Source organism: Nesterenkonia sp. LB17, from assembly GCF_022565915.1.
Taxonomy (GTDB): Bacteria; Actinomycetota; Actinomycetes; order Actinomycetales; family Micrococcaceae; genus Nesterenkonia.
Genome location: NZ_JAJOYX010000002.1, coordinates 1 through 24,733, shown reverse-complemented (window position 1 = coordinate 24,733; position 24,733 = coordinate 1). Strand labels below are relative to the sequence as shown.

The 24,733-nt window shown below is 66.1% G+C and carries 20 protein-coding genes and 1 pseudogene; 9 read left to right on the top strand and 12 right to left on the bottom strand.

The window, feature by feature from the left end:
- Nucleotides 1-2 precede the first annotated feature (2 nt).
- Nucleotides 3-617 (bottom strand): dephospho-CoA kinase, encoded by a 615-nt coding sequence (coaE, locus tag LTH96_RS03955; RefSeq protein WP_255727991.1) that lies wholly within the window; start codon nucleotides 615-617, stop codon nucleotides 3-5.
- Between the two features lie 40 nt (nucleotides 618-657).
- Nucleotides 658-1,620, bottom strand: a complete 963-nt coding sequence (locus LTH96_RS03950) for a LysR family transcriptional regulator (protein WP_241464469.1) — start codon at nucleotides 1,618-1,620, stop codon at nucleotides 658-660.
- 71 nt (nucleotides 1,621-1,691) lie between these two features.
- On the opposite strand from LTH96_RS03950, the gene LTH96_RS03945 reads away from it, so the two are divergent.
- Nucleotides 1,692-2,684 (top strand): EamA family transporter, encoded by a 993-nt coding sequence (locus LTH96_RS03945; RefSeq protein WP_241464468.1) that lies wholly within the window; start codon nucleotides 1,692-1,694, stop codon nucleotides 2,682-2,684.
- On the opposite strand, the gene LTH96_RS03940 is transcribed toward LTH96_RS03945, so the two are convergent.
- Nucleotides 2,657-3,346, bottom strand: coding sequence for an SGNH/GDSL hydrolase family protein (locus tag LTH96_RS03940; RefSeq protein ID WP_241464467.1), 690 nt, complete (start codon nucleotides 3,344-3,346; stop codon nucleotides 2,657-2,659). The two genes, LTH96_RS03945 and LTH96_RS03940, sit on opposite strands and share 28 nt — an antisense overlap.
- A gap of 117 nt (nucleotides 3,347-3,463) precedes the next feature.
- Nucleotides 3,464-5,251 carry a BCCT family transporter gene (locus tag LTH96_RS03935; protein WP_241465067.1) on the bottom strand — a complete coding sequence of 596 codons (1,788 nt, stop codon included), beginning with the start codon at nucleotides 5,249-5,251 and terminating at the stop codon, nucleotides 3,464-3,466.
- A 318-nt stretch (nucleotides 5,252-5,569) separates the two neighbouring features.
- Between LTH96_RS03935 and LTH96_RS03930 the strand changes: the two genes are divergently transcribed.
- Nucleotides 5,570-6,805 carry a methyltransferase gene (locus tag LTH96_RS03930; RefSeq protein WP_241464466.1) on the top strand — a complete coding sequence of 412 codons (1,236 nt, stop codon included), beginning with the start codon at nucleotides 5,570-5,572 and terminating at the stop codon, nucleotides 6,803-6,805.
- 178 nt (nucleotides 6,806-6,983) lie between these two features.
- Here the strand turns inward: LTH96_RS03930 and rpsA are convergent, their stop codons facing one another.
- The 7 genes from rpsA to LTH96_RS03895 form a co-directional block, all read right to left on the bottom strand.
- Nucleotides 6,984-8,504 (bottom strand): 30S ribosomal protein S1, encoded by a 1,521-nt coding sequence (gene rpsA / locus LTH96_RS03925; protein ID WP_241464465.1) that lies wholly within the window; start codon nucleotides 8,502-8,504, stop codon nucleotides 6,984-6,986.
- 263 nt (nucleotides 8,505-8,767) lie between these two features.
- Nucleotides 8,768-10,174, bottom strand: a complete 1,407-nt coding sequence (locus LTH96_RS03920) for a GNAT family N-acetyltransferase (protein WP_241464464.1) — start codon at nucleotides 10,172-10,174, stop codon at nucleotides 8,768-8,770.
- Nucleotides 10,175-10,299: 125 nt separating this feature from the next.
- Entirely contained in the window at nucleotides 10,300-11,373 is a 1,074-nt protein-coding gene (locus LTH96_RS03915; RefSeq protein ID WP_241464463.1) for a sugar-transfer associated ATP-grasp domain-containing protein, read from the bottom strand.
- 163 nt (nucleotides 11,374-11,536) lie between these two features.
- Nucleotides 11,537-12,373, bottom strand: coding sequence for an Asp/Glu/hydantoin racemase (locus tag LTH96_RS03910; RefSeq protein WP_241464462.1), 837 nt, complete (start codon nucleotides 12,371-12,373; stop codon nucleotides 11,537-11,539).
- Between the two features lie 96 nt (nucleotides 12,374-12,469).
- Entirely contained in the window at nucleotides 12,470-13,909 is a 1,440-nt protein-coding gene (locus LTH96_RS03905; protein ID WP_241464461.1) for an NAD(P)/FAD-dependent oxidoreductase, read from the bottom strand.
- Nucleotides 13,906-14,886 carry a UbiA family prenyltransferase gene (locus tag LTH96_RS03900; protein WP_370644381.1) on the bottom strand — a complete coding sequence of 327 codons (981 nt, stop codon included), beginning with the start codon at nucleotides 14,884-14,886 and terminating at the stop codon, nucleotides 13,906-13,908. The genes LTH96_RS03905 and LTH96_RS03900 overlap by 4 nt, the downstream gene beginning before the upstream one ends.
- 67 nt (nucleotides 14,887-14,953) lie before the next feature.
- Nucleotides 14,954-15,475 (bottom strand): DUF3830 family protein, encoded by a 522-nt coding sequence (locus tag LTH96_RS03895; protein ID WP_241464460.1) that lies wholly within the window; start codon nucleotides 15,473-15,475, stop codon nucleotides 14,954-14,956.
- 119 nt (nucleotides 15,476-15,594) lie between these two features.
- Here LTH96_RS03895 and LTH96_RS03890 point away from each other — a divergent pair, with 119 nt between their 5' ends.
- Nucleotides 15,595-16,305 carry a maleate cis-trans isomerase gene (locus LTH96_RS03890; RefSeq protein WP_241464459.1) on the top strand — a complete coding sequence of 237 codons (711 nt, stop codon included), beginning with the start codon at nucleotides 15,595-15,597 and terminating at the stop codon, nucleotides 16,303-16,305.
- An 87-nt stretch (nucleotides 16,306-16,392) separates the two neighbouring features.
- Here the strand turns inward: LTH96_RS03890 and polA are convergent, their stop codons facing one another.
- Nucleotides 16,393-19,224: a DNA polymerase I gene (gene polA, locus LTH96_RS03885; protein ID WP_241465065.1), complete on the bottom strand. Its 2,832-nt coding sequence runs from the start codon at nucleotides 19,222-19,224 to the stop codon at nucleotides 16,393-16,395.
- A 160-nt stretch (nucleotides 19,225-19,384) separates the two neighbouring features.
- Between polA and LTH96_RS03880 the strand changes: the two genes are divergently transcribed.
- From LTH96_RS03880 to LTH96_RS03855, 6 genes and pseudogenes are all read left to right on the top strand, one after another.
- Nucleotides 19,385-19,918 carry a hotdog fold thioesterase gene (locus LTH96_RS03880; protein ID WP_241464458.1) on the top strand — a complete coding sequence of 178 codons (534 nt, stop codon included), beginning with the start codon at nucleotides 19,385-19,387 and terminating at the stop codon, nucleotides 19,916-19,918.
- 173 nt (nucleotides 19,919-20,091) lie between these two features.
- On the top strand, nucleotides 20,092-21,240 hold the full coding sequence (locus tag LTH96_RS03875; protein ID WP_241464457.1) for a GAF domain-containing SpoIIE family protein phosphatase: 1,149 nt from the start codon (nucleotides 20,092-20,094) through the stop codon (nucleotides 21,238-21,240).
- A gap of 153 nt (nucleotides 21,241-21,393) precedes the next feature.
- The gene (locus LTH96_RS03870; RefSeq protein ID WP_241464456.1) at nucleotides 21,394-22,179 is read left to right on the top strand and encodes a sortase domain-bontaining protein; all 786 of its coding nucleotides are present in this window, start codon (nucleotides 21,394-21,396) and stop codon (nucleotides 22,177-22,179) included.
- Nucleotides 22,180-22,412: 233 nt separating this feature from the next.
- Complete coding sequence (locus tag LTH96_RS03865) at nucleotides 22,413-23,231, top strand: hypothetical protein (RefSeq protein WP_241464455.1); 819 nt, start codon at nucleotides 22,413-22,415, stop codon at nucleotides 23,229-23,231.
- A 306-nt stretch (nucleotides 23,232-23,537) separates the two neighbouring features.
- Complete coding sequence (locus LTH96_RS03860) at nucleotides 23,538-24,323, top strand: class F sortase (protein ID WP_241464454.1); 786 nt, start codon at nucleotides 23,538-23,540, stop codon at nucleotides 24,321-24,323.
- 229 nt (nucleotides 24,324-24,552) lie between these two features.
- Nucleotides 24,553-24,733, top strand: a pseudogene (locus LTH96_RS03855) (hypothetical protein); the annotation flags it as partial.

The window sequence follows — 24,733 nt, the reverse complement described above, 5'->3', positions numbered from 1 at the left end:
TGCTACTGCTGGGCGGTGACCCGCCCGCGGAGTTTCTCGTACAGCTCATCGACCTGAGCGTGCAGCGCCTCCAGGGTCCCGGAGTTGTCCAGCACGACGTCTGCCACGGCGGTGCGTTCGGCCTCAGACGTCTGCGCGTCGATGCGCGCCTGGGCGTCCTCGGGGCTGGTGTTCCGGTCCCGGACGATCCGGTTCAGCCGCTGCTCCGGAGGTGCTGCGACCACCACGACCACGTCGAACCGGTCGGCCTGTCCGGTCTCGACCAGCAGCGGGATGTCTTCGACCACCACGGCACCCTCGGGAGCCTGGGCGCGCAGCGCATTGCGGGCCTCGCGGACCCGGGGGTGGACGATGGCGTTGAGCCGGGCGCGGGCGTCCTCATCGGCGAAGACGATCTGGCCCAGTGCTTCCCGGTCCAGGGTTCCAGAGTCGGTGAGCACGCCGGTCCCGAAGGCTTCGACCACCTCGTGCAGCCCGTCGGTGCCGGGTTCGAGCACCTCCCGGGCCAGGAGGTCGGCGTCGATCACGATCGCGCCATGTTCAGCCAGCCGGTTCGAGACCGCTGACTTGCCCGAGGCGATCCCGCCGGTCAGGCCCACTGAGAGGATTCGATGCATCCCTTGAGTGTAAATGAGACTCACCGGCGTTGATCGTGCGTCAACCGTGCTGAACCGAGTATCCGCCCATGAGTTCAGCCCCGATGCTGACCAGATGCTCGGTCACCGTCCTGACCGCGAGACGCTCGTAGCGATCAGGTCTGCTCAGCGCGACGATGCTTCGGGAGGCGCTGACGCCGACCAGTGGCCGCAGCACTACCCCTGGTGCGGGCCGGGTGCTGAACCTCGGCAACAGGCCGATCCCCGCCCCGGCGCCGACCAGGGATTCCAGCAGGTGATTGTCGCGCAGCCGCAGCGTCCGGTGGACCGGACGCCCGGTCAGCTGTTCGATGGCCACCGGGATCGCGTCGAAGGGGTAACCCTCGGGAACCCCGACCCAGTCATGATCGACCACGTCGTGCGGGGTCAGCTCGGCCTTGGTCGCGAGTGCGTGCTCGACGGGCAGCACGACGTCGATGGGTTCCCGGGTGAGCACCGTGTTGATCAGCCCTTCGGCCCCGCGCGGCACGCGTCCGCTGATGCTATGACTGATCACGATGTCCGCGTCCAGAGCGCGGGCCGCGAAATCTGCCTCGGCGATGTCGAAGTCATCCAGGGTCAGCGTGATGGCGGTGTCGCGCAGCCGGCGCAGCAGCTGCGGGAGCAGCACCTGCCCGGCGCTGGGCAGGGTGCCGATGCTCACCGATCCCCGAGGCTCTCCCGTGGAGGCGTCGAGCCGGGCCTGCACACGGGCCAGGCTGGAGATCACCTCATCGGCGCCCTCCGCGAGCAGCTGCCCGGCCGGGGTCAGCCGCACCCCGCGCGAATCCGGCTCCACCAGCTTCACCGCGAGATCCCGCTCGGCGGTGCGCAGCTGCTGGGAGAGTGCTGAGGGGGTGCGGTGGGTGGCCTTGGCCACGGCGGCCAGGGTGCCGCGGGCGGCGATCTCGCGCAGCAGCTCGAGGTGGCGGGGTTCCAAATAGCGCGCGTGCTGCTGGCTGCGTTCCGAGCTGTGAGACTGCATGTAGGCAACCTACACGCTCAGTGCAGAAGCATTCAGTAGACCTGATCAGTCTTGTGCCGGAGGATGAACCCATGCCCCTGCGTCACACCCTGCTCGCCCTGCTCGTCGCCGTCTTCTGGGGTCTGAACTTCCTAGCCATCCGGATCTCCCTGGATCAGTTCCCGCCGCTGTTCCTGGCCGGGATGCGCTTCCTGATCCTGGCGCTGCCGGCGCTGCTGTTCGTGCCCTGGCCAGGGGTGAAGGTTCGCTACCTGCTCGGCTACGGGCTGGGCTTCGGCACGCTGCAGTTCTTCGGGCTCTATCTTGGGATGGCCGCCGGGTTCCCCACCGGGCTCGCCTCGCTGGTGCTGCAGGCTTCGGCGCCGTTCACCGTGCTGCTCGGCGCCCTGGTGCTCAAGGAGCACATCACCGCGCGGCGGGCGACCGGCGTCGGCGTCGCCGTGCTGGGACTGGGGCTGGTGGGGGTCTCCCGGGGCGTCCTGGACGGGTGGACCCCGTTCCTGCTGGTGCTCTTCGGCGCCTTCGGCTGGGCGCTGGGCAACCTGGCCTCGCGGAAGGCCCAGACCGACCGGCCGATGGCGCTGGTGCTGTGGATGGCTGTGGTCCCACCGATCCCGCTGCTCACGGTGGCTTTCCTGGTGGAGGGGCCTGAGGAGATCGGGGCAGCGCTGGCCACTTCGATCAGCATCGCGGCGATCCCGGCCTGGCTCGGGCTGAGCTACACGATCCTGTTCGGCACGGTCGCGGGCGCGGGGATCTGGGTCTGGCTGATGCGTCGGCATCCGGCAGGCACCGTCGCCCCGTTCTCGATGTTGGTGCCGGTGGTCGGGATCCTGGCGGCCTGGATCGCCCTGGGCGAGGTCCCGACCTGGCTGGAGCTCGGCGGCGGGGTGCTGGTGGTCGGCGGGGTCATCTACGCCTCGGTGCGCGGCACTCCCCCGGCGCAGCCCGCGCCACCGCCTGACCCCGGGCCGCTGGAGGACGTGAAAGACGTGGAACTGGCGGCGGCGTCGAACGCGGCACCCGAGCCCTCGCCTCAGGAGGAAGTCTCTCGACTCAGGTAATCGACCACCGTCTCGCCGAACTGCTCCTGAGCTTCGGGGGTGAGGTGGAGTCCGTCATTCGTCATTCCCTGGACGAAGCCGCCGTCGGGGCTGCGGAGGAACTCGAGGGCGTCGAAGTACTCCCAGCCCCGGTCCTCGGCGAGTTCCTTCAGCGTTCGGTTGAATTCGCGGCTGGTCGGCGTGGTCTCCCGGTCACGCGGCGGGATCGCGAGCACCACGACATGGTCGGCTGGTGCCTTGGCGACGATCGCATCCAGGCTCGGGGCGGTCTGCTCGAAGGGGACTCCCCGAGCCAGGTCGTTCGTTCCTGTCATCACGAGCAGGACGTCTGCACCCTCGACGTCGTCGAGACCTTCTGCCTGCTGAACCGAGGTAGACCCCGCCACTGCCCAACCTCCCGCGAAGCGATGACCGGCAGCAAGCACGGTGGACACCCAGGAGTCGTCACCGATCTCCCCCGCGGCGAAGTCGGGCGAGTCCATCTCGGTGTTCGAATCGCCGACGACGACGATGCTCTGTGGTTCGGCCACGTCACGTTCCGGCTGAGCAATGACCATCACCACTGCGCCCACGATGACGGCAGCTGCAATGCCCACAGCGGCGATGAGCGCCCCGTCCTTCCAGGTCCGTGAGGTGTTCCGGGGCCTGCGCTTCTGGCTCATGGGCGCTACGTTAGCGCACCCGGTACTCGACACACCCGCTGACAGGGATGCCCGGCTCTCCCATCGGAGAGCCGGGCATCTCGGTGTTGATCAGCGAACTGCCTCAGCAGGCGCAGATCAGTTCTTCGGGTAGGAGCCGTTCACCTGGGCCGGATCCACGATCGGGACATCCCCGGTGCGGACCCGATACTGCTCCACGATCGGTGGCTGCTCCACGTGATCCACGTCCGGCGCGTTCTCCGGCTGGGTGCCCTCGTGGTAATCCGGGGCCACCACAGCTTCGGTGAGCGAGCGGTCGGGCTCCTCCATGCGGCGTTCGTACTCCTCCGGAGGCAGCGTCTTGAGCCAGCGGCGGGTGACCAGGAAGCCGACCTCGCCGGCGTCCTCGCGCATCGCCCGGGAGAGGTTGAACATCATGAAGTAGCCCAGGACGAAGAACGGCAGCCCGAGCACCAGGGCGACGTTCTGCAGCGCCTGGAGCCCGCCCTCGCCGGTGGCGGTGAGCAGGATCGCGGCGATGGTGCCGATGGAGATGGTCCAGAAGGCGCGCTGGTGCAGCGGTGAGCGTCCCTCGTAGCCGTTGCACATGTCATCGAGGACCAGTGAGCAGGAGTCCATCGAGGTGATGAAGAAGATGCCCACCAGCATGATCGCGATCGATGAGGTCAGCGTGGCCAGCGGGAACTCGGCGAGGAACGCGAAGAGCGCACCCTCTACGCCGTCGTCGAGCACGGTGTCGACCAGGCCGCCGTCACCGTTGAGCTCGATGTCGAAGGTGCCGGCGCCCCAGATGCCGAACCAGATGATGGTGAACAGCGTCGGCAGTCCCAGCACGCCGGCGACGAACTGGCGCACCGAGCGGCCGCGCGAGATGCGGGCGATGAAGATGCCCACGAACGGCGCCCAGGCCACGGTCCATGCCCAGTAGAAGATGGTCCAGCCGTCCTGCCAGCCGGTGTTGGCGAGGGTGTCGTTCCAGAACGCCAGCTCGGGAAGCATCCGGGCGTAGACGCCGGTCCATTCGATCATGCCGCGCAGCATGAAGACCGTGGGGCCGGTGATCAGCACGAAGAGCAGCAGCCCGATGGCGGTCCAGATGTTGAAGTTCGAGAGCCGCTTGATGCCCTTGTTCACGCCGAGCATCGCGGAGATCGTGGCAATGATGGTGACCACCGCGATGATTATGATGAAGTTCCAGGCCGCATCGCTCACGCCGAGCAGGCGGGCGAGTCCGGCGTGGATCTGCAGCGTGCCCAGGCCGATGGAGACCGCGACGCCGAAGATGGTGCCCACGATCGCGAGAATGTCGATGAACTTGCCGATGGGGCCGTGGATCTTGTCGCCGAGCATCGGTTGGAAGATCGAGGACACCCGCGGGGGCAGGTTCCTCTTGTAGATGAAGTAGGCGAAGGCCAGGCCGGGCAGAGCGAAGATCGTCCAGGTGTGCAGACCGAAGTGATAGAGCGTGAAGCCCATCGCCTCATTCGCGGCCTCCATGGAGCGTGGCTCTACGCCCATCTGGCCCTCACGGGGCGGGTTGGCGAAGTGGTTGGCAGGCTCGGCCACGGCCCAGAACATCAGGATGGTGCCGATGCCTGCGGCGAAGAGCATGCCGAACCAGGCGATGTTGGAGTGTTCGGGCTCCTCGCCGTCGGCGCCGAGTCTGATCCGGCCGAAGCGTCCGGAGGCGACGAAGATGAGGAAGATCAGGAAGATCGTGACACCGGAGATGTAGAACCATCCGAGGTTGTCGTAGATCCAGCCTGAGCCGGTGCCGAAGAACTCGCCCATGCCGGTGGGCATCAGGAGGGTCAGCACGACGAACGTGATCACGATCGCGGCTGATCCGAAGAAGAGGATCGGGCTGGTGCGCAGCCTGAAGATGTTATGGAGTCGGAGCAGCATCATTGGCCTTTCGTGGGTGTAGTCGCTGCCCGCGCCCGGCAGAGGCAGAACCCTCGGTTCCCTTGCGGGGCACGAGACTGGCGGTCTGACACCTGACAGGCGGGATGATCGTCCCTACGGTATGGAATTTGGGCCGCCGACGCACTTTCGTGAGTCGAATCCTGCGCCGGTGGGGCCTGATCTGAGTCCAGCACACTCGAATAATTCCCGGAACGAGCCGCATGCAGTCCCGGCGTCTCATTCCAGTAACGATTCTTGGGGGAAGCTGGTGCTGAGCTGTTCGGGAGCCGTGACAGGGTGATCCTCTAAGCTGGCTCTATGCCTTTTCCCGCGGGTCAGACCCCCGATGTCCAGCCCTCTGAACTCACCCAGAACTTCGATTTCACCCCCATCAGTCCCCCGCCCGAGGCGGTGGACCTGTTGCTGCTCGACACCGCCGCGGCTTGGTGGGCCGACGGCCACCCGCGCGAGGGCGTACTGATCCTCGATGACCGCTCCGGAGCGCTCACCCTGCCGATCCTGCACTCCCTGATAGCCGATGCCGGCAAGCCCGGCGCGGTGTGCGCGAAGGTCGAAGACGCCGTGTCCGCCGTGCGGGTGCTGGCCGACGAGCTCGGCGCGGAGCGTGCGCTGCAGGGCAACGCCCGCCGCGCCGATCTGCCGGCGCCGGTCCCCCAAGAGCTGCCCAGCCTGACCGAGGAGGCGCCCGACGCGTTCACCGGGGTGCACACGGTGCTGATGCACCTGCCCCGGTCTCTGGAGACGCTCAACGACTGGGCCTGGCTGATCCGCGAGCACGCGGCGGCCGACGTCGTCGTGCTGGCCGTGGGCCGGGACAAGCACATGAACCACTCGATGAACCAGGTGCTTCAGAAGCACTTCACCGACGTCTCCGCCGGCCGTGGCCGCTCGAAGTCCCGGGTGCTCACCGCCCGCGGACCGCGCGACGGCGTGCCCACCTCTGCCCCGCGGAAGAACACCCACCAGGTCAGCATCCCCGGGAAGGGCTCCACCGAGCTGACCCTGTGCAGCCTGGGCGCCACCTATGGCGGCACCAAGCTCGACCCGGGCACCAGGCTGATGCTCGAGGCCGTGGAGGCCCACCCGGGGTTCCCCGGTGCCGAGTACGTCATCGACTTCGGCTCCGGCAACGGCACGGTGAGCGCCTTCCTGACGCTGCGGCATCCGCAGCTGAAGGTGATCGCCACCGATCATTCGGCCTCCGCGGTGCAGTCCACCCAGCTCACGGCCGAGGCCAACGGGGTCGCGGACCGGATCGAGACGGTCCGCGACGACGCGCTCTCCCGGTTCGAGGACGCCTCCGCCGAGGTGATCCTGCTCAACCCGCCGTTCCACCAGGGCAACGCGGTGGACCCCGGCGCCGCGAACCGGCTGATCCGGGCCGCGGCACGGGTGCTGGCACCGGGCGGACGGATCTACAGCGTCTGGAACTCCCACCTGAAGCACCGCACAGTGCTCACCAAGGAGGTCGGGCCCACCGAGCAGCTGGCCCGCGATGCGCGGTTCACCGTGACGGTGTCGACGAAGCGCTGACGTTGGAAGGCGGCGCTGCTGGACGCGGCGCCGTCGTCCTCGCTGTTGTCCTCGCTGGTGTTCTCGCTGGTGTTCTGGAAGAAGTGCAGCAGACATAGAGAAGGCCGGTCCCACCCGAGGGTGGAACCGGCCTTCTCTATGTGTCACTCAGGCGGGATCAGTGATCCGCCCGTGTGGTTCAGCTGTTTCCGGTGAGCTTCTCGCGCAGCGCAGCCAGTGCCTCGTCGGATGCCAGCGTGCCGGCATCCTCGGAGGAGCTGTTCTGCGAGGAGGAGTAGTTCGACGGAGCGGGCTCCGACTTGCTGGAGCTGGAAGAGCTCGAGCTCGAGGAGCTGGAGCTGGAAGAACCGACAGTGGCCTGTGCGGCAGCTTCGGCGTCGGCCTCGACTGCTGCAACGACCTGCTTCTTGTGCGCTTCCCAACGCTCCTGGGCCTTGGCGTACTGGGCCTCCCAGACGGAACGCTGCTCGTCGTAGCCGTCCATCCACTCGTTGGTCTCCGGATCGAAGCCCTCGGGGTACTTGTAGTTGCCGGCGTCGTCGTACTCGGCATCCATGCCGTAGACGGCCGGATCGAACTCGGCACCTTCGGGATCGACACCCTCGTTGGCCTGCTTCAGCGAGAGGCTGATGCGGCGGCGCTCGAGATCGATGTCGATGACCTTGACGAAGAGCTCGTCACCCACGGAGACGACCTGCTCGGCCAGATCAACGTGGCGCACTGCCAGCTCGGAGATGTGCACGAGGCCCTCGATGCCGTCTTCGACGCGGACGAACGCACCGAAGGGAACCAGCTTGGTGACCTTGCCGGGGACGACCTGGCCCAGCGCGTGAGTGCGGGCGAAGGTCTGCCACGGATCTTCCTGGGTGGCCTTGAGCGACAGGGAGACGCGTTCGCGATCCATGTCCACCTCGAGGACCTCCACGGTGACTTCCTGGCCGACCTCGACAACCTCGTTCGGGTGATCGATGTGCTTCCAGGAGAGCTCCGAGACGTGAACCAGACCGTCGACGCCGCCGAGATCCACGAACGCACCGAAGTTGACGATCGAGGAGACGGTGCCGGTGCGGACCTGGCCGCGCTCGAGCTTGTTGAGGAAGGAGGAGCGGACCTCGGACTGGGTCTGCTCGAGCCATGCACGGCGGGACAGGACCACGTTGTTGCGGTTCTTGTCCAGCTCGATGATCTTGGCCTCGATCTCCTGGCCGATGTACGGCGCGAGATCGCGGACACGGCGCATCTCGACCAGCGATGCGGGCAGGAAGCCGCGCAGGCCGATGTCGAGGATGAGGCCGCCCTTGACGACCTCGATGACGGTGCCGGAGACGACGCCGTCCTCTTCCTTGATGCGCTCGATGTCGCCCCAGGCGCGCTCGTACTGTGCGCGCTTCTTGGAGAGGATCAGGCGGCCTTCTTTGTCCTCTTTGGTGAGGACCAGAGCCTCCACCAGATCGCCGACGGCGACGACCTCGTCCGGGTTCACATCATGCTTGATGGACAGCTCGCGGGACGGGATGACGCCTTCGGTCTTGTACCCGATGTCGAGGAGGACCTCGTCGCGGTCGACCTTGACGATGGTGCCCTCAACGAGGTCGCCGTCATTGAAGTACTTCATAGTCGCGTCTACAGCGGCGAGGAACTCTTCTGCGGTGCCAATGTCATTGATGGCGACCTGTGGGGCAGTGGTGGTGGGGGTCATGTAGTAGGGGCTCCGATATGGATTGTGGCTGGCGTGGTCAGTGCACGGGCGTGCCGTGCAAGATGGCACTCCGGCGCACAAAGCGATCAACAGATGAACAGGAGAGCTCGTCAGGTCCCGATTCCGGCGGCGACGCCGAAGAGCGGACTTTCGAGCATGATCTGCATCAGATGTCAGGTCGACTCTGTGCGCAGAACGCGCCGTGTCAGTTTATACCGGCAATCCAATCCGAATCAACCGCTGTCCCGAGCGCGATGACTTGCTCAGAAATGTGTCGCACAGAAGGGAAGGGTGGCCAGGTCCATGATCCGGGAGATCCGGTCCACGTCTTCGGCGGTGGTGCCTCCGAGCCTTCCGGCTGCGTGGAGGGTGCGGACCGAGACGTCGCCCAGGTAGAGCGAGCCGAGGGTCTCGACGCTGAGCTGGAGCGTCGGGAGGTCTGAGGTCACCGGCGCTGCACCGTCACCTGCCCGAGTGAGCGTGGCGGCGCCGTCGTCGACGCTCACCGTGAAGCTGCCGCCGGTGATGCCTTGTCCGTCCTCGAGCTCGAGGCGGAACGCGCCGTCGGCGGTCCAGGCGCGGGCTTCGAGGGCTTTGACCACGTCAAGGATCCGGACCCAGAGCACGTCGCTGAGCTTCTGGACCTGGTAGCTGCGCGGGTTCACCAGCGCGGACTGCAGCGGATCGCTCAGTGCGGCGGTGCTCATGGTGGCGCGGCGGACGATGTCGAGTCCGGCGATGTAGTCCCAGAGCGCGAGGTGGCTCTGGTCGTCGGCGGCGATCAGGTCATAGATCCGGATGGTGCTGGGGTCGGTGTCCCAGCCCTCGTGCTTGAAGGTCACGTAGCCGCCGATGCTGCCGTCCTCGCGGACGTGGACGGCGGCGCGGAGCTTGCGGTTCCAGGCGCTGTTGTCCTCGAGGTTCCAGCGCGCGGAGCTGACCAGCTGGTAGGTCTGCTGGCGGCCGATGGAGCCGCGGGTGCGGTCGTGGAACGCCTCGAAGCTGGTGTCGATGACCTCGTCGAGCTTGACCGGGTCTGCGGAGATGACGCGGCCGGCGGGCGCGCTGCGCAGCGCGAAGCTCTGCCCGCTGCCCTCGCCGAGGTTCACCTGGATGCTGGCCTCGCGGGTGGCGCAGCCGAAGCCGAACCGGCCGTAGATGCCGCCCTCGGAGACGGTCAGCGCGGCCACGGCCATGCCGTCCTCGACCGCGCGGGAGAGCGCGGAGGTCATCAGGTGCTTGAGGATGCCGCGGCGGCGGAAGCTCGGATTGACGGTGACCATGGTGATCAGCCGTGCAGGCAGCGGGCCGGCCGGTCCCCCGGCGTTGAGCGTCTTGTCATAGTCGACGAACGTGCCGACCGGGTGGGACGGGTCGAAGCCGACCTCTTTGAGTGCGTTGCCCCAGGGCTCATCCGCGGCGGTGTCCTGGTCCACGTAGACGCCGGTCAGGAGCTGCTCGTCCTCGACCAGGATCCGCCCGATGCGGTTGATCTGCTCGTCGGTGAACCAGGGCTCGTAGAAGCCCTGCTCGGCGGTCTGAGCGAACGCGGCGGTCTGCGCGTCGGCGGTCTTGCCGTCCGAGTTCAGGGCCGCGCGGAAGGACTCGCTGCGGAGTCCTGGTGCGAGCGGAGCGATCTCGGGCTGCTGGGGTACGTGTTGGTCTGGCACGGTTAACCACATTATCGGTCCGCTGGTGCCGGGGCCAGGCGGCGGGGAACTCGGTTGTGCACAGAGCCCGGTGGAACCCGGTGCGGGTCCAGGGTCTCCCTGCCGCAGCTGGCCGCCGCCCGCGATCACCCGGTGATCTGGGTCGCTCCGCCGTTCCGGCCTAGATGCTCCCAACCCAGCCCCCCGAAGCACGGCCCCGACGTCGCCTCTGAGAACTTGATGTCGTTATGGCCGCTGTTCCACTCAAGCACTTGGACGGAACCGTCGCGAGCAACAGTCAGATCCCAACCGATCACCGGGACCATCGGGATTCGCCGATGCAGCCGTTTTACTGCCTCGAGGCACGCTGCATAGTTCGGCACCTCGTTGCCTGCGAAGATGAAGCCGGAATCGGGATGCCGGTCGATCTCGAGCCAGTCCACCGAGTATCCGATCGAGCTGAACACGCCTGTGGCGGTATCGAGAAGAAGGCGAATATTCGACTCTGAAAATACGTGGTCATCCGTGTCTCGTCCGAATCGCATGTAGGCATCCCTGACAGTGACCTGCCCGTCAGGCTCGAGGACACTTGTCATCCGCAGCGTCCCGACCGAGCGGGACGCGACCTGAGCAAAGGCCTCATGCTGGTCGATGAAGGGCTGAATCACACCGTCGGGAAGGTTCGCAGCAATCTGCGTGAACCTGTCTCGATCAAGAATCTGCACGCCTCGGCCGCGATCACTCGCGTCAGCCTTGAAAGCCACTTTTTCAACCCCGGCAAAGACGAGGTCCGTGAACTCCTCCAACGACGAGACCGGTTCGAGTGACGCGTTGAGCAGCCGGCCCTTGACCACGTATCCGCGGTCGGGAATCTCTTTTTCCTGCCCAAAGACGCGCGCTGTCATCGACCGCATCTCAGAAAGGTCGCCATACCGACCTTCGATCGCAGGAAGGACCACCTGCATGTAGTAGTTGTCGGGGATCCACCCCTCTCGGAACTCACCGGCCATCGCGCTGTAGATGTAGAGCCACGGGGCATACCTTTTGGAACCCAGCACATCGGCGGCGTACTCATCGGCCTGTGCCCTGAGATGCCCTGGAAGCGGGCCCTTCGCGGCTTCGATCGACTTGAGCACCTTCGCAGCGCTCCGGCTGTTCAAACGGGAACGAACTCTCATCAGCAGGTCATTCTGAGTTCGCTCAATCGTGTCCAGGTTCACGGCAGCTCCTCTGAGTTCAGGTGATGCCAACCTATGTTCATTTGAGCCGAAATAACAGGGGGTCGCTGTATCGAATAGGGATTCATCAGGAGATATCCACCGGATCGGCCCAGTCCCACCCATGACCGGACACCACCACACCAGGCCTCTGCCAAGCGGCCTGTCAGGTCTTGGGGAGGATCGACGGTTCCGTCGAGTCGGGCACGGCCGGGCGGGAGTTTCGAATGCGGGGCCGCGCCGTGAGTCCGAGACCGCGCTGCTCGCCTTGGGCCGTGATGTGCAGCAGCGACTGCCCCTCGCCGTTCGCGAGCTTTCCCAGGCGCCGCAGTCCGGCCCACATGGTGGCCTGGTTGGCGGTGATGATGGGCTTTCCCAGTTCAACCTCCAGCTGTGCGATGAGGTCGTACGTAGGAAGATTTGTGCAGCTGACCACGACGGCCTCGGCGTCGGGCGTATCAGCCCGACGGATCAGCTCCGCAGTCTGCGCGTAGGGGACCTCCCAGATGCGCCTGTCGAGCCCGAGCTCAGCGCGACCGGTCACGGTGACGCCGTACTCAGCGAGGAATGTCTCCATCAGGAGCGACAAAGCCGGCACATAGGGCGTCGCCGTCGAGACACGCGTGATCCCGAGGGCGCCGAGAGCTTCCACGAGGGCGCCGGAGGTCGTCACTGCGTCACGTGAGCCGGCATCCGTCATAGCGCGAACGAGATCTTCCTGCCCCGCCCGACCACGCACGAAGCTCCCGGACGCGCAGGCGTAGACGACCACATCCGCGCGACCGGCTGTGACGCTGCGGACGCCCTCGGTGACGACTGTCGTCTGCGCCACCTCCCGGGCGAACTCCACGGTGACAACGTCATCCAAGAACGGCGTCCGGGTCACCGACAAGTCGACGCCGGCGGGAAGCCAGCGCCACAGCTCTGCATCGAGCTCCATGTCGAACGGCATGACGACGCCAAGCGCCCCGCGGGGAGGCGGGCCCTGAGCTTCCGGTGTCATGTTTCTCCTATGCGCAATGACAACTCACCTGAACTGGGTCTGATGGAGACGTTCGTCTGTCCCGGGCTTGGTGGCGTCCTCAGCTGTGTGTCGGTTTCAGCTGCGCCCGCCAGGCCCGGGCGGCAGTGCGCGAAGCATCCCATCCATCGCGATCATGGCCCCGCCCATCACTGCCGGCAATCCTCCGCCCGGATGGACCGAGGCACCTACCCGCCACAGCCATGGCCGCCTCAGGCCATGGTGAGCTGGACGGTGCAGGGGCCCGCTCATCAACAAAGGACGGATCGGTCCATACAGGGCACCTCCGGACGCGCCTGTGAGACTGAAATAGTTCGGATCCAGGATGGTGCTCTCCTCGATACACGTGTCGAAACTTCCGGGCAGCCCAGCCGTGGTCCACACGCGGCGAAGTTCTCGGTCGACAAAGGCACTGTTGAGGCCATAGCGCTGTCCATTTGAGGGCGCTGTCAGCAGCACTGCGAGTGTGTCGGCGGTATTGGGGCCTGAGTCCGTGGCTGGGTAGTGATTGAGAAACGCCATGGTCTGGGTCGGCTCGCGTTGAGCCTCCAGACTCGCGTAGAGCGCGGTGGGATCCTCGGGCAGAACCACGCTGTGCCGCGACATATCCGCCGGGAGGGGACGCTTGAGCGAGGCGTACACGGCGACCGCTGAGCAGGAGAGCTTCCGCGGCGGTCGAGGTGTGCGCCCACGCAGCAGTCCCTCGAGGCGGTCGGCGTCCATGCCGCTGACCACGGCGTCCGCCCGATATACGTTCTGGGCAGTCCTGACGTGTCCCCGCTCCAGGTCAAGGACGGCCTCATCGGTGCGAACATCGACCCCGGCAGCTCGCGCCAGCCGCTCGAGGGCCCGCACCAGTTCGTGGACGCCGCCCTGCGGCACCCACACCCCGTCTTGGGCCATCACCGCAGGCATGCTGGCATACAACGCCGGGGTGCGGGATGGGCCCACCCCCGCGTTGAGTGTGTGGATGGCGATCACTTCGCGCAGCCCGTCGGGCAGCCAGGTGAGGCTGTCGAGATAGCTGCGGGTAGTGAGCCGGTGCCCGTAGAGTCGCCCCAGAAGAGCCAGGGAGGGGCGTGCATCGCGTGCCAGCACGGCCGTGGTCAGAAGCCGGGTCACATCCGGCCCGATGGGTCCGTGCAGCGCAGCGAAACGCTCCCACGCCGGGTGCCACGGGTGTCCCGGCGGAACCGGCAGTGAACAGACCTGCCCGCGGAAGTAGTACCGACCTACTTCCGGAAGCCGCTCCAGATTCAGCCTTGCTGTCTCTTCGGCCGCCAAGGATGGATCCTGACTGGAGTCATCCAGTCGGCGCAGCAGTTCCTGCCAGACGGCCGGGAATGTGAACAGCGAAGGGCCGGTGTCGATGGTTTGACCACCAACTTCGATACGGCGACTCTTGCCGCCCAGTGCCGAGCTAGCTTCCAGAAGCGTGACAGCGTGTCCTGCCCAGGCTGAGAGCACTGCGGCCGTCAGGCCCGCCACTCCGCCACCGACCACCACGACACGGCTCATGGGTACCACCCCAGCAGCAGCGCCGCAGCCAGTTGAATGCCGGCCACAGCTCCGGCGACATAGGGAAAGGCGATGGAGTGGCGGTACAAACCATGGGCGGTGGTGCTGAGGGGGGAGCGGAACAGCATGTAGAGCAGCCAACCGCTGATCAGCGCGTTGACAAGCGCGACCGGAACGTTGACCATTGCAAAGCCGATCGTAGCTGCCGTCCACCAGAGTCCACTCCAGAGCACCACCCCGCGAACACCGAGGCGCACTGCCGTGGTGGTGATTCCGGCCGCCTCGTCTTCCTCGATGTCTTGGACTGCGTCGAAAGTGTGCTTGGCCGCGCTCCATGCCATGAGCGCCACAGCAGCGGCCCAGACCGGACCGGATCCTAGGGCGAGCGGAACAAAGACCATCGGCAGGGCATAGGCGGCGTTGCTGACCGAATCCAGATACGGACGGGCCTTGAACCGTAATGGTGGCGCGGAATAGAAGACGAACACCAACAGGTAGAGCCCTATCCACAGCAGTGCATCACCGGGAAGCGCCCACACGAAGTAAGTCAGGAACGGAAGATTGGTCACAAGAACTGCGACCCATATCGGGAAGACCTCACCAGAGCGAATCCGGGCGCCTTCAAAAGACCCCTTACGCGGATTGAGCGCGTCGGTTTCTTGATCGAAGATGTCATTGACGCCGTAGATGAGCAGGTTGAATGGCAGCGTCAGCCACAAGATCAACGCCCATGCATCCCAATGCCACAAGTGACCGGCCAGCCACATTCCCAGGACGGCGGGACCAATGGTATTGATCCACAGCACCGGCCGTGAGATGTGGACCATTCGTTGGAAGACGGATTCAGTTCCAGAACGAGATTTGACGGTGGAGCCCCTTCTGCCGAGTAGAACAGTGGTGCCTGAACGAACTACATGCCTGTTTTCGCCGGTGGCCCGGCTCTGGGGTGGCCAGTCGCTGACGGCGGAGGGGCCCATGGTCAAGATGCTACGTCAGGTACCGACTGCGACCTGGAGTGTTAACTCTGAACAGTGACCATCCTGATCAGCGCATGCCGTGTTTCGGGTCGGCGTCGGCCCGCGCGAAGCTCAGCGTCTCCCCTCGGGCACCGCCCATCCAGACGTCCTGGCACGCGGCGGCGAGCTCGTCGAGTCCTTCCTCGATCGTGGCGAAGACATTCGCCGGAACCCACCCGACGTCACCGTTGACCAGCAGATTGTTGCGTCCATAGAAGACGGCGAGATCGATCAACAACCGGTTCTCAGCGGTCCCCGCGGAGGCGTCGTATCCGTAGGCGGGATTGTTGAGCACGCCCTCGAAGGTGAAATAACACAGGTCCCCCGGGATCGGCGTGATCGTCTGGTTCTCGGGGCCAGGCTCTTCGGCGGCGAAGGCGGGGACGAGGGCGTAGATCTCGTTGCGCGCGAACTTGCCGTGGAACACCTGTCCGGACTGGGGCAGGGCCTGCCATACGGCCTCGGCGGTGCGCGGGGCCTCAACGTCGAGCAGGCGCGCCCTGGCGGTGACGCCGCGCTTCTCCAAGGTGATGGTGAGGTATCGGGTCATCAGCAGTCTCCGTTCGATGGACTGCAGGCGCCACGGAACGGCGACCTATGGTTGTCTACAATCTACCTGTAGGTTTTTCGGGGAGACCAGTCACGCACCACGAGAGGGCCTCCACCACCATGCATACCCTCGCGATCCTCTACCCCGGATACAGCGCGGAGGACGAGTTCCCCGCTCTCGAACAACTCATCCCGGACACCTCGTTCCGGGTGATCCACACCTGGGAGGGCCGCACCGACCACGATGTCGACGCGCTGCTGGCTCTCGGATCTCGGAACAACCTGGTGCCGTCCGCCGAGAAGGCCCGCGAGCTCTCCCCCGACTCCGTGATGTGGGCGTGCACCTCGGGCAGTTTCGTCTATGGCCGGGATGGCTGCCGGGAGCAGGCCGGATGGATCGAGGAAGCCGCTGGCGTCCCGTCCTCCTCCACCTCCCTGGCCTTCGCCGAGGCGGTGCACCACCTGGGGCTGAGCAGGGTCGCGGTGGCCGCGACCTATCCCGAGGAAGTCGCCTCGCACTTCATGCGATTCCTGGGGCAGGAGGGAATCGCGGTGAGCGCGCTGTCCACCTACGACGTTCCCAGCGGCGAGGACGCGGGATTGTTGGACGCCGAGTGGGTGCTCGAGGCCGCCCGCGCCGCCGACCTGACCGGCGCGCAGTGCCTGCTGATCCCGGACACTGCACTGCACACGATCGCCGTGCTGCCCCGGCTCGAGGAGGCCCTGGGCGTGCCCGTGCTCACGGCCAACCAGGTCACCGCCTGGCAGGGGCTCCGCCTGGCCGGCCACCCGGCTCGCGTCCAGGGGCTCGGGGCCCTGTTCAGCCGCTGAGCAGGTCGCCGGCCCCTGAGCGGATCCACACCGGTGGCGCAACGACTCCTGCCGAGCCGGCGTCGCCAACGTCGTGACTCAGTACACCTAGTGTGCGGCCTCGTGCCAGGAGGAGCCCACGCCCACGTGCACATCCAGTGGGACGTCGAGCTCGGTGGCGGCACCCATGTGGGTGGTGACCAGCTTCTCCAGGGCCTCGCGCTCCCCCGAGGCCACCTCGAAGATGAGCTCATCGTGGACCTGCAGCAGCAGCCGGGACTCGAGGCCCTCGGAGCGCAGCGCGGAGTCCACGCCGATCATCGCCTGCTTGATGATGTCCGCCGCGGAGCCCTGGATCGGGGCATTCAGCGCGGCCCGTTCGGCCATCTGGCGCAGCTGCCGGTTCTCGCTGCTCAGGTCCGGAAGGTAGCGGCGCCGCCCGAAGAGGGTGGAGGTGAACCCGTCCTGCTTCGCCTGGGTGACCACTTCGCGCAGGTAGTCGCGGACCCCGCCGAAGCGTTCGAAGTATTCGTTCATCAGGTTCCGGGCCTCATCGACCCCGATGCCCAGCTGCTTGGACAGCCCGAAGCTCGAAAGCCCGTAGGCCAGCCCGTAGCTCATCGCCTTGACCTTGGAGCGCTGCTCCGGGGTGATCTCCGAAGCCTCGACCCCGAAGACTTTGGCGCCGACGAAGTTGTGCAGGTCCTCCCCGGCGCGGAACGCCTCGATCAGTGCCTGGTCCCCGGAGAGGTGCGCCATGATGCGCATCTCGATCTGCGAGTAGTCGGCGGTCAGCAGGGTCTCGTAGCCGGAGCCGACCACGAAGGCGTCGCGGATCTTCCGACCGGCGGCGGTGCGGACCGGGATGTTCTGCAGATTCGGGTGCAGCGAAGAGAGCCGTCCGGTGGCGGCCACGGTCTGCGCATAGGTGGTGTGGATCCGCCCATCCCCGGTGACGGCCTCCATCAGCCCGGTGACGGTCTGGCGCAGCTTGGTGGAGTCCCGGTGGTTCATCAGGTGCACCAGGAAGTCGTTCTGGGTCTTGATCAGCAGCGCCTGCAGCGTCTCCACATCGGTGGAGTAGCCGGTCTTGTTCTTCTTCACCCCGGCGGTGGGCAGCTCGAGCTCCTCGAACAGCACGGTCTGCAGCTGCTTGGGCGAGCCGAGCTTCACCTCGTGCCCGACCACGGCGTAGGCCTCCTGCGCGGAGGCCTCGATGGCGGCGGCGAACTCGGCGTCCAGGGCGTCCAGCTTCTCCGGGCTCACCGCGATGCCGGTGAGCTCCATCTGCAGCAGGATCTCGGCCAGCGGGATCTCCATCTCGCGCAGCAGCTTCTCGCCGTTGCGCTCGACCAGCTGCTCCCCCAGCGCCTGGGAGAGCTGGTGCAGCAGCATCCCGTGCAGCGCGGCGGTGTCCAGGTCCTCCGCCGTCACCCCGGGCAGCAGGTCCTGAGAGGAGAACAGGTCCGGGCCCTGCGGTCCGGACGCCTCGGCGTCGTCCTCGCTGTGGCCGCCGAGGTAGGAGGCCGGGTCGGTGGAGGCTCCCAGGTACTGGGTGACCAGCTCGGTGAAGGCGAAGTTCCGCCGGTCCGGCTGGATCAGGTAGCCGGAGATCAGGGTGTCCTCCACGGCGCCGCGCAGGCGCAGTCCGCGCCAGGCCAGCCGCTTGCCGGCGTCCTTGATGTCGTGGACCAGCTTCGGCGCTTCCGGGTCCTGCAGCCACTCGGCGAAGACTGCGTCGGCGGCCGCGTCGAGCGAGGTCAGCGAGAGCGCCAGCGCGGGGATGCCGGTCGGCTCGGCGGCAGGCTCCCCGGCGTCGTCGTCGGTCTCTGCAGTCTTGGCAGCATCAGCAGCTCCAGCCACGTCCCCGGAAGCCGAGGGCACCAGCACGACGGCGAGTGCCTCAGCCACACGGGCGGCTTCGTCGCGCTTGGGCTTGGTGGTCAGCGATTCACCGGCGCGGTCCAGGCAGACCGCGATCGCCATCGGGGCTCCGGCGTGGGCCTTGAGGAACGCGGAGATCTCCTCGGCCTGTTCGGTCACTGTGACCGCGGGGAGCGCGTCGGTGGGGGTGGGCGCGACCACGGTCTCCGGGAAACGGGCGGCGAAGGTCTCGAAGAGCCGTTCACGGATCTGGTTGAACTGCAGCGCGTCGAAGAGCGGCTCCAGCACCTCGCGGTCAGGGACCTTCAGCTCTGAGTCCTCCAGCGCCACGGGCAGCTCGAGGTCGCGGAGCAGCAGGTTCAGCTCCAGGTTGCGCTCCACATCGGCGAGTGCCTCCCGCAGGTTCTCCCCGGCCTTGCCGCCGATCAGGTGGGCGTTCTCGATGATCCCGCGGGTGGAGCCGTATTCGGTGATCCACTTCGCCGCCGTCTTGGGCCCGACCTTCGGCACGCCGGGCAGGTTGTCCGCGGACTCCCCCACCAGTGCGGCGAGGTCCGGGTACTTCAGCGGCGGGACCAGGTACTTCTCCTCCACCCCGGCGGGGTCGAGCATCGCGACCTTGGAGAGTCCCGAGGTGGGGTACATCAGGGTGGTGCGTTCAGTGACGAGCTGCAGGGTGTCGCGGTCGCCGGAGACGATGAGGGTCTCCCAGCCGGCGGTGTCGGCCTTCGTGGCGTAGGTGGCGACGATGTCATCGGCCTCGTAGCCCTCCAGGGTCACCGTGGCGATGTTCATCCCCTCGGCGACCTGCTTGATCAGGTCGATCTGGCCGCGGAACTCCTCGGGGGTCTTCGCGCGGCCTCCCTTGTATTCGGCGTAGGAGGTGTGCCGGAAGGTGGGCGTGTCCAGGTCGAAGGCGAGGATCACGTGGGTGGGCAGCTCCTCACGGATCAGCTTGAGCAGCATGTTCGTGAAGCCGTGCACCGCATTGGTGTATTGGCCGGAATCCGTCAGGAAGCTCTCGGTGGGCAGGGCGTAGAAGGCCCTGAACGCCATGGAGTGACCGTCGATGACCAGGAGTTTATTGGGACTAGTTGACACGAGCCCCAGCCTATCGCGACCCCCGCGCTCACCCCAGACCTCTCACGGGCCCCACGCCGCTCCGGTTCGTGGGGCGGATGTCCGTCGCTCCCCGCCGGCATCTAAACTGGAGCCCATGACTTCTCAGCCTGACGCCCTCGACCACCTTTCCAGCAGCGCCGTCCCCGGTGCGCCCACCCCTTTCCCCGACGAGCAGGAGCGCGCCGCCCGGATGGAGGCCGCCGGGATCCCTGAGGAGTATCAGCAGTGGACCGGCCCGCATGGGGTCACTCCGCTGGGCGTGAAGATGGGGCTGCGCTACGTGGAGATGCACCCGGACAAGATGGTGGCCACCCTCCCGGTGGCGGGCAACGAGCAGAACATGGGCCTCTTCCACGGTGGCGCGCATATGGTGCTCGCCGAGACGCTCGGCTCGATCGCCGCGATCCTGCACGCGCGGGTCAACCTGGGTGTGGACAATGCCGTGGTGGGCACCGAGCTCGGCGCCACCCACCATCGCTCGGTCACCGAGGGCATGGTCACGGCCACCTGTACCCCGATCAACCTGGGCCGGCAGCTGACCAGCCACGAGATCGTGATGACCGACGACGCCGGCCGCCGCCTCTCGACCGCCCGGATGACGAACATGATCCTGCCCAACCGGAGCTGAACGGGAAATCATGCGCCCATAGCGGGTTCAAGTCATACGCAGCAGATTCGACTCGATCAGCGCGGAAAACCCTCAATTCAATTTGTGACACCGGCGATTTCAGAAAACACCCCTGACATGGACTAAAGTCACTATCAGGTACTTTCTGAACGAAAAGCTTGAGGGGTTCTGGAATGATCGACGAAAAGAAGCGACAGAGCGCGCTCGACGCCATGAAGATTCTCGACACGCCGCGCGACGAGCGTGTGGACCGGATCACGCGGATGGCTCAAGAGCTCTTCGACGTACCCATGGTGAGCGTGAATCTCCTCGACAATGATCGCCAGTGGAGCAAGTCCTCGGTCGGGCTCGGCAGCCGAGAAACTCCCCGCAAGTACGCATTCTGCGAATCAACCATCCAGCAGACCGGCACCCTGGTCATCGAAGACCTGAAGCAGGATGAGGCGTTCGCGGCGAGTCCCTATGTCGAAGGCGCCCCACACCTGCGCTTCTATGCCGGTCACCCGTTGCAGGCCCCGGGCGGCGAACAGGTGGGAGCGCTGTGCCTCATCGACACCAAGCCTCGTGAGCTCGATGAGCAGGAACGCGACCTTCTCGAAGATCTCGCCCGCTGGGTCCAGACCGAACTGGCGCAGCAGCAGGAGCTGGACCATGCCGTCGTGGTCCAGCGCGCACAGACTCCCCGCAATCTCCCCCAGCCCGCGGGATTCACCGTCACCGCCGGCTCCGCCCCGGCCGGGTGCGTCTCTGGGGACTTCCATGATGTGGCTCTCCGGGGGGATCAGCTGCGGGTCACCCTGGCCGACGTCATGGGCAAGGGCCTCGGCGCAGGGATCATCGCCTCCGCCGTCCGCGCCTCGATGCGCACCGCTCCGGAGCGTTCCCTGCAGGCCACGGTCGCTGAGATCGATTCTCTCCTGGAGCAGGACATCGGTGATCTGCACATGTTCGTCACCATGTTCTGCGCCGACATCGACACCCGCACCGGCCAGATCAGCTACGTCGACGGCGGACACAGCCTGAGCTTCATCCATCGCGCCGACGGCAGCTGGGAGCACCTGGAATCCACCGGGCTGCCGCTGGCGATGGGCATGGGCGAGCCCCACGGACTGAACACCGTGCAGCTGCACCCCGGAGATGCCCTGCTCTCCTGCAGCGATGGACTCCTGGACCTTCTGGACCTCGAGGACCCCTACGGGCAGGTGGAGCAGGTCCTGCGCGAGCAGGGTCTCGAAGGTGCTGTCAAGGAGGCGCTGCGCCGTGCCGAGCAGGCAAAGGCCCCCGATGATGTCACGGTGGTCGTGGTCCGCAGAGACTCCTGACGTGTCGTCGGCAGGGGCCGGAGCATTGCTGCGCCCCTGTCGCCGCACCTCCGATGGGAGGGACTGTAGATTATGGGCATATCTGCCTCTAGACGAGATCGGCCACCCGCACCGGAGCGCAGCCCAGCAGGTCCAACCCGAAAGAGAACCTTGATGTCTCCTCTCCCTCGGCACGACAACCACACCGCCCTGTCGGCAGCAGACCACTGGCCCCGCGGCGCCGCACTGGCGGTGGCGACCGCACTGATGCTGGCGATCTCGGCATGTTCACCCGGGCAGGACGACGATCCGGGTGCCGCGGAAGACACCGCCACCGCGGTGGTCGAGTCCGAGGCAGGCACTCCGGAAGCGGATGAGCCAGCTGAACCAACAGAGACCGACGCAGACCGTGACGACGAGGGTGAGGTTGAAGCCTCCCCGACACCGACACCCGACGAAGCCGACGGACCTGAAGACGCCGAAGACCAGAGCAACGAGGCCGCCACCGAGACCGCACCCCCCGCCGCGTTCGAGATCCCGGCCATCGATGCCAGCTCCGAGCTGCTGCACTTAGGCCTGAGGGACAACGGCACCCTGGAGGTCCCACCGGGCGACCCAGGTTCCCCAGCCAGCTGGTACACCGGATCCCCCGCCCCAGGCGACCAAGGCCCTTCAGTATTGCTGGGCCATGTCGATGACTCTCTCGGCGAGCCAGGGGTCTTCGCTGACCTGCCAGAACTCGTCGAAGGCGACGAGATCACCGTGGGACAAGAAGACGGCGGCACCGCGACCTTCGTGGTCACCAAGGCCGAGCAATACGGCAAGAACACCTTCCCCACCCTCGAGGTCTACGGCAACACCGAAGACCCCGAACTGCGACTGATCACCTGCGACGGATACGACCAGGCCACCGGAGAATACGAGGACAACTACGTGGTCTACGCCACCCTCGCCAGTTAGAGACCGAATGGCCGGTCCGACACAGCGGATCCCAGCACTTCCCGCGCGGAGAATAATGAGTCTTTCGATATCGATAAAGGTTTAGCTAGTTGAGGCGGATCGGTGAGCTGAGAAACTTTTTTTGGATTTTCACCATCCGATCCTGATGTCGCTCCGAACTCCGCGTACATGGCCTGGTCGACACCACGATCAGAGGCCGTGCGACCAAATCACTGTGACGAGGAGTCCCTCAAATGTTTAAATCCAAACTGTTCGCCGTCCCCACCCTCGCGCTCGGCGCAATGCTTCTGGGCGCAGGCCCAGCCATGGCCCACTCCGAGCACGGCGGAGCAACCGATGGCGCCGCCACCTCGACCTCCAGCGAGTCCTGGTCCTTCCAGGCCAACCTGGACCCGCTGAACAACAGCGGCACCGTCGGTGACGTGCTCATCGAGGGCCAGGGCAACCAGGCCACGGTCTACATGACCGTCGACGGCGCAGCCGAGACCTTCATGGACGGACCCTTCCCCCACGCCCAGCACATCCACTTCGGCGCCCAGGGCACCTGCCCCGGCCCCGAGGCTGACGTCGACGGCGACGGCGCCATCAACGTCGAAGAAGGCGCACCCTTCTACGGCGGCATCGGCACCTCACTGACCACCGAAGGCGACACCTCACCGGACTCCGGCCTCGCGGTCGAGCGGTTCCCCGGGGGCAGCAGCTACACCTACGAGCGCAGCCTGGAGATCCCCGATGACGTGCTGGCCTCCATCGTCGACGGCACCGGCGTCGTCGTGGTCCACGGCGTGGACCCAGCCGTGCTGACCGAGGAAGCCGCGAACAAGCAGAGCGAGCTCGATGAGTCCCTGCCCAACGCTGCGACTCTTCCCGCTGCCTGCGGCACCCTGACCGCCTCCCAGATGGACGGGATGCCTGAAGGCGGCGCCGACACCGGCGTCTCCGGCGGCTCACAGGGCGCCAGTGTGGCCATGGCCGCCGGCGGCGGCGCACTCGCCCTCGGCGCCATCGGTGCCGGTGCCTTCTTCATGCGCCAGCGCACCGTCGAGTCCTGATCTCGATTCGACCGGTCTCTGACCGGTCGAATCGAGCCTGAGGGCTCATGCATCGCGTCACAGCGATGCGCCTCCAGCGGTGGCCCCACTTCGAACTTCCGAGTTTGAAGTGGGGCCACCCCTGCCCGTCACAGAATCCCGAGAAGCTCCTCACGGGCGTCGGTCACTTCTGGAGAGGTCGACGTGGGCAAGCCACGAGATCGCGTGACTGACCAGCCCACAAGATCCGCCGCCTCGGCCTCCTCCTTGTCCCCGCCACCCGGACCAGAGCGCAGCCCAGCAGGTCCAACCCGAAAGAGAACCTTGATGTCTCCTCTCCCTCGGCACCACCACGAGACCACCTGTGCGGCCTCCGGCGGCCGGCACCGTGGTGCGGCACTGACCATCGCCACCGCACTGATACTGGCGATCTCGGCATGTTCACCCGGGCAGGACGACGATCCGGGTGCCGGGGAAGACACCGCCACCGCGGTGGTCGAGTCCGAGGCAGGCACTCCGGAAGCGGATGAGCCAGCTGAACCAACAGAGACCGACGCAGACCGTGACGACGAGGGTGAGGTTGAAGCCTCCCCGACACCGACACCCGACGAAGCCGACGGACCTGAAGACGCCGAAGACCAGAGCAACGAGGCCGCCACCGAGACCGCACCCCCCGCCGCGTTCGAGATCCCGGCCATCGATGCCAGCTCCGAGCTGCTGCACTTAGGCCTGAGGGACAACGGCACCCTGGAGGTCCCACCCGGTGACCCAGGTTCCCCAGCCAGCTGGTACACCGGATCCCCCGCCCCAGGCGAGCAAGGCCCTTCAGTATTGCTGGGCCATGTCGATGACTCTCTCGGTGAGCCAGGGGTCTTCGCTGATCTGCCAGAACTCGTCGAAGGCGACGAGATCACCGTGGGACAAGAAGACGGCGACACCGCGACCTTCGTGGTCACCAAGGCCGAGCAATACGGCAAGAACACCTTCCCCACCCTCGAGGTCTACGGCAACACCGAAGACCCCGAACTCCGACTGATCACCTGCGACGGATACGACCAGGCCACCGGAGAATACGAGGACAACTACGTGGTCTACGCCACCCTCGTCGGCTGAGGTCGAGAGGGCCATTCAGGGACAGCAGCACTCGAATACCCCGGGCGTATGAGCTTTTGATTGCCATATCGGAAAAGAGATCACCGCGACCGGCTCCTCGCAATTGATCCAGCGGTAGTTAGAATGACGAAATATTTCTGGAAATGATAGTGACGTGGGTTACTCTGAGGAAGTCGCGGCCAGGAGTCCCTGGTCACGGCCACACCCACTGTGACGAGGAGTCCCTCAAATGTTTAAATCCAAACTGTTCGCCGTCCCCACCCTCGCGCTCGGCGCAATGCTTCTGGGCGCAGGCCCAGCCATGGCCCACTCCGAGCACGGCGGAGCAACCGATGGCGCCGCCACCTCGACCTCCAGCGAGTCCTGGTCCTTCCAGGCCAACCTGGACCCGCTGAACAACAGCGGCACCG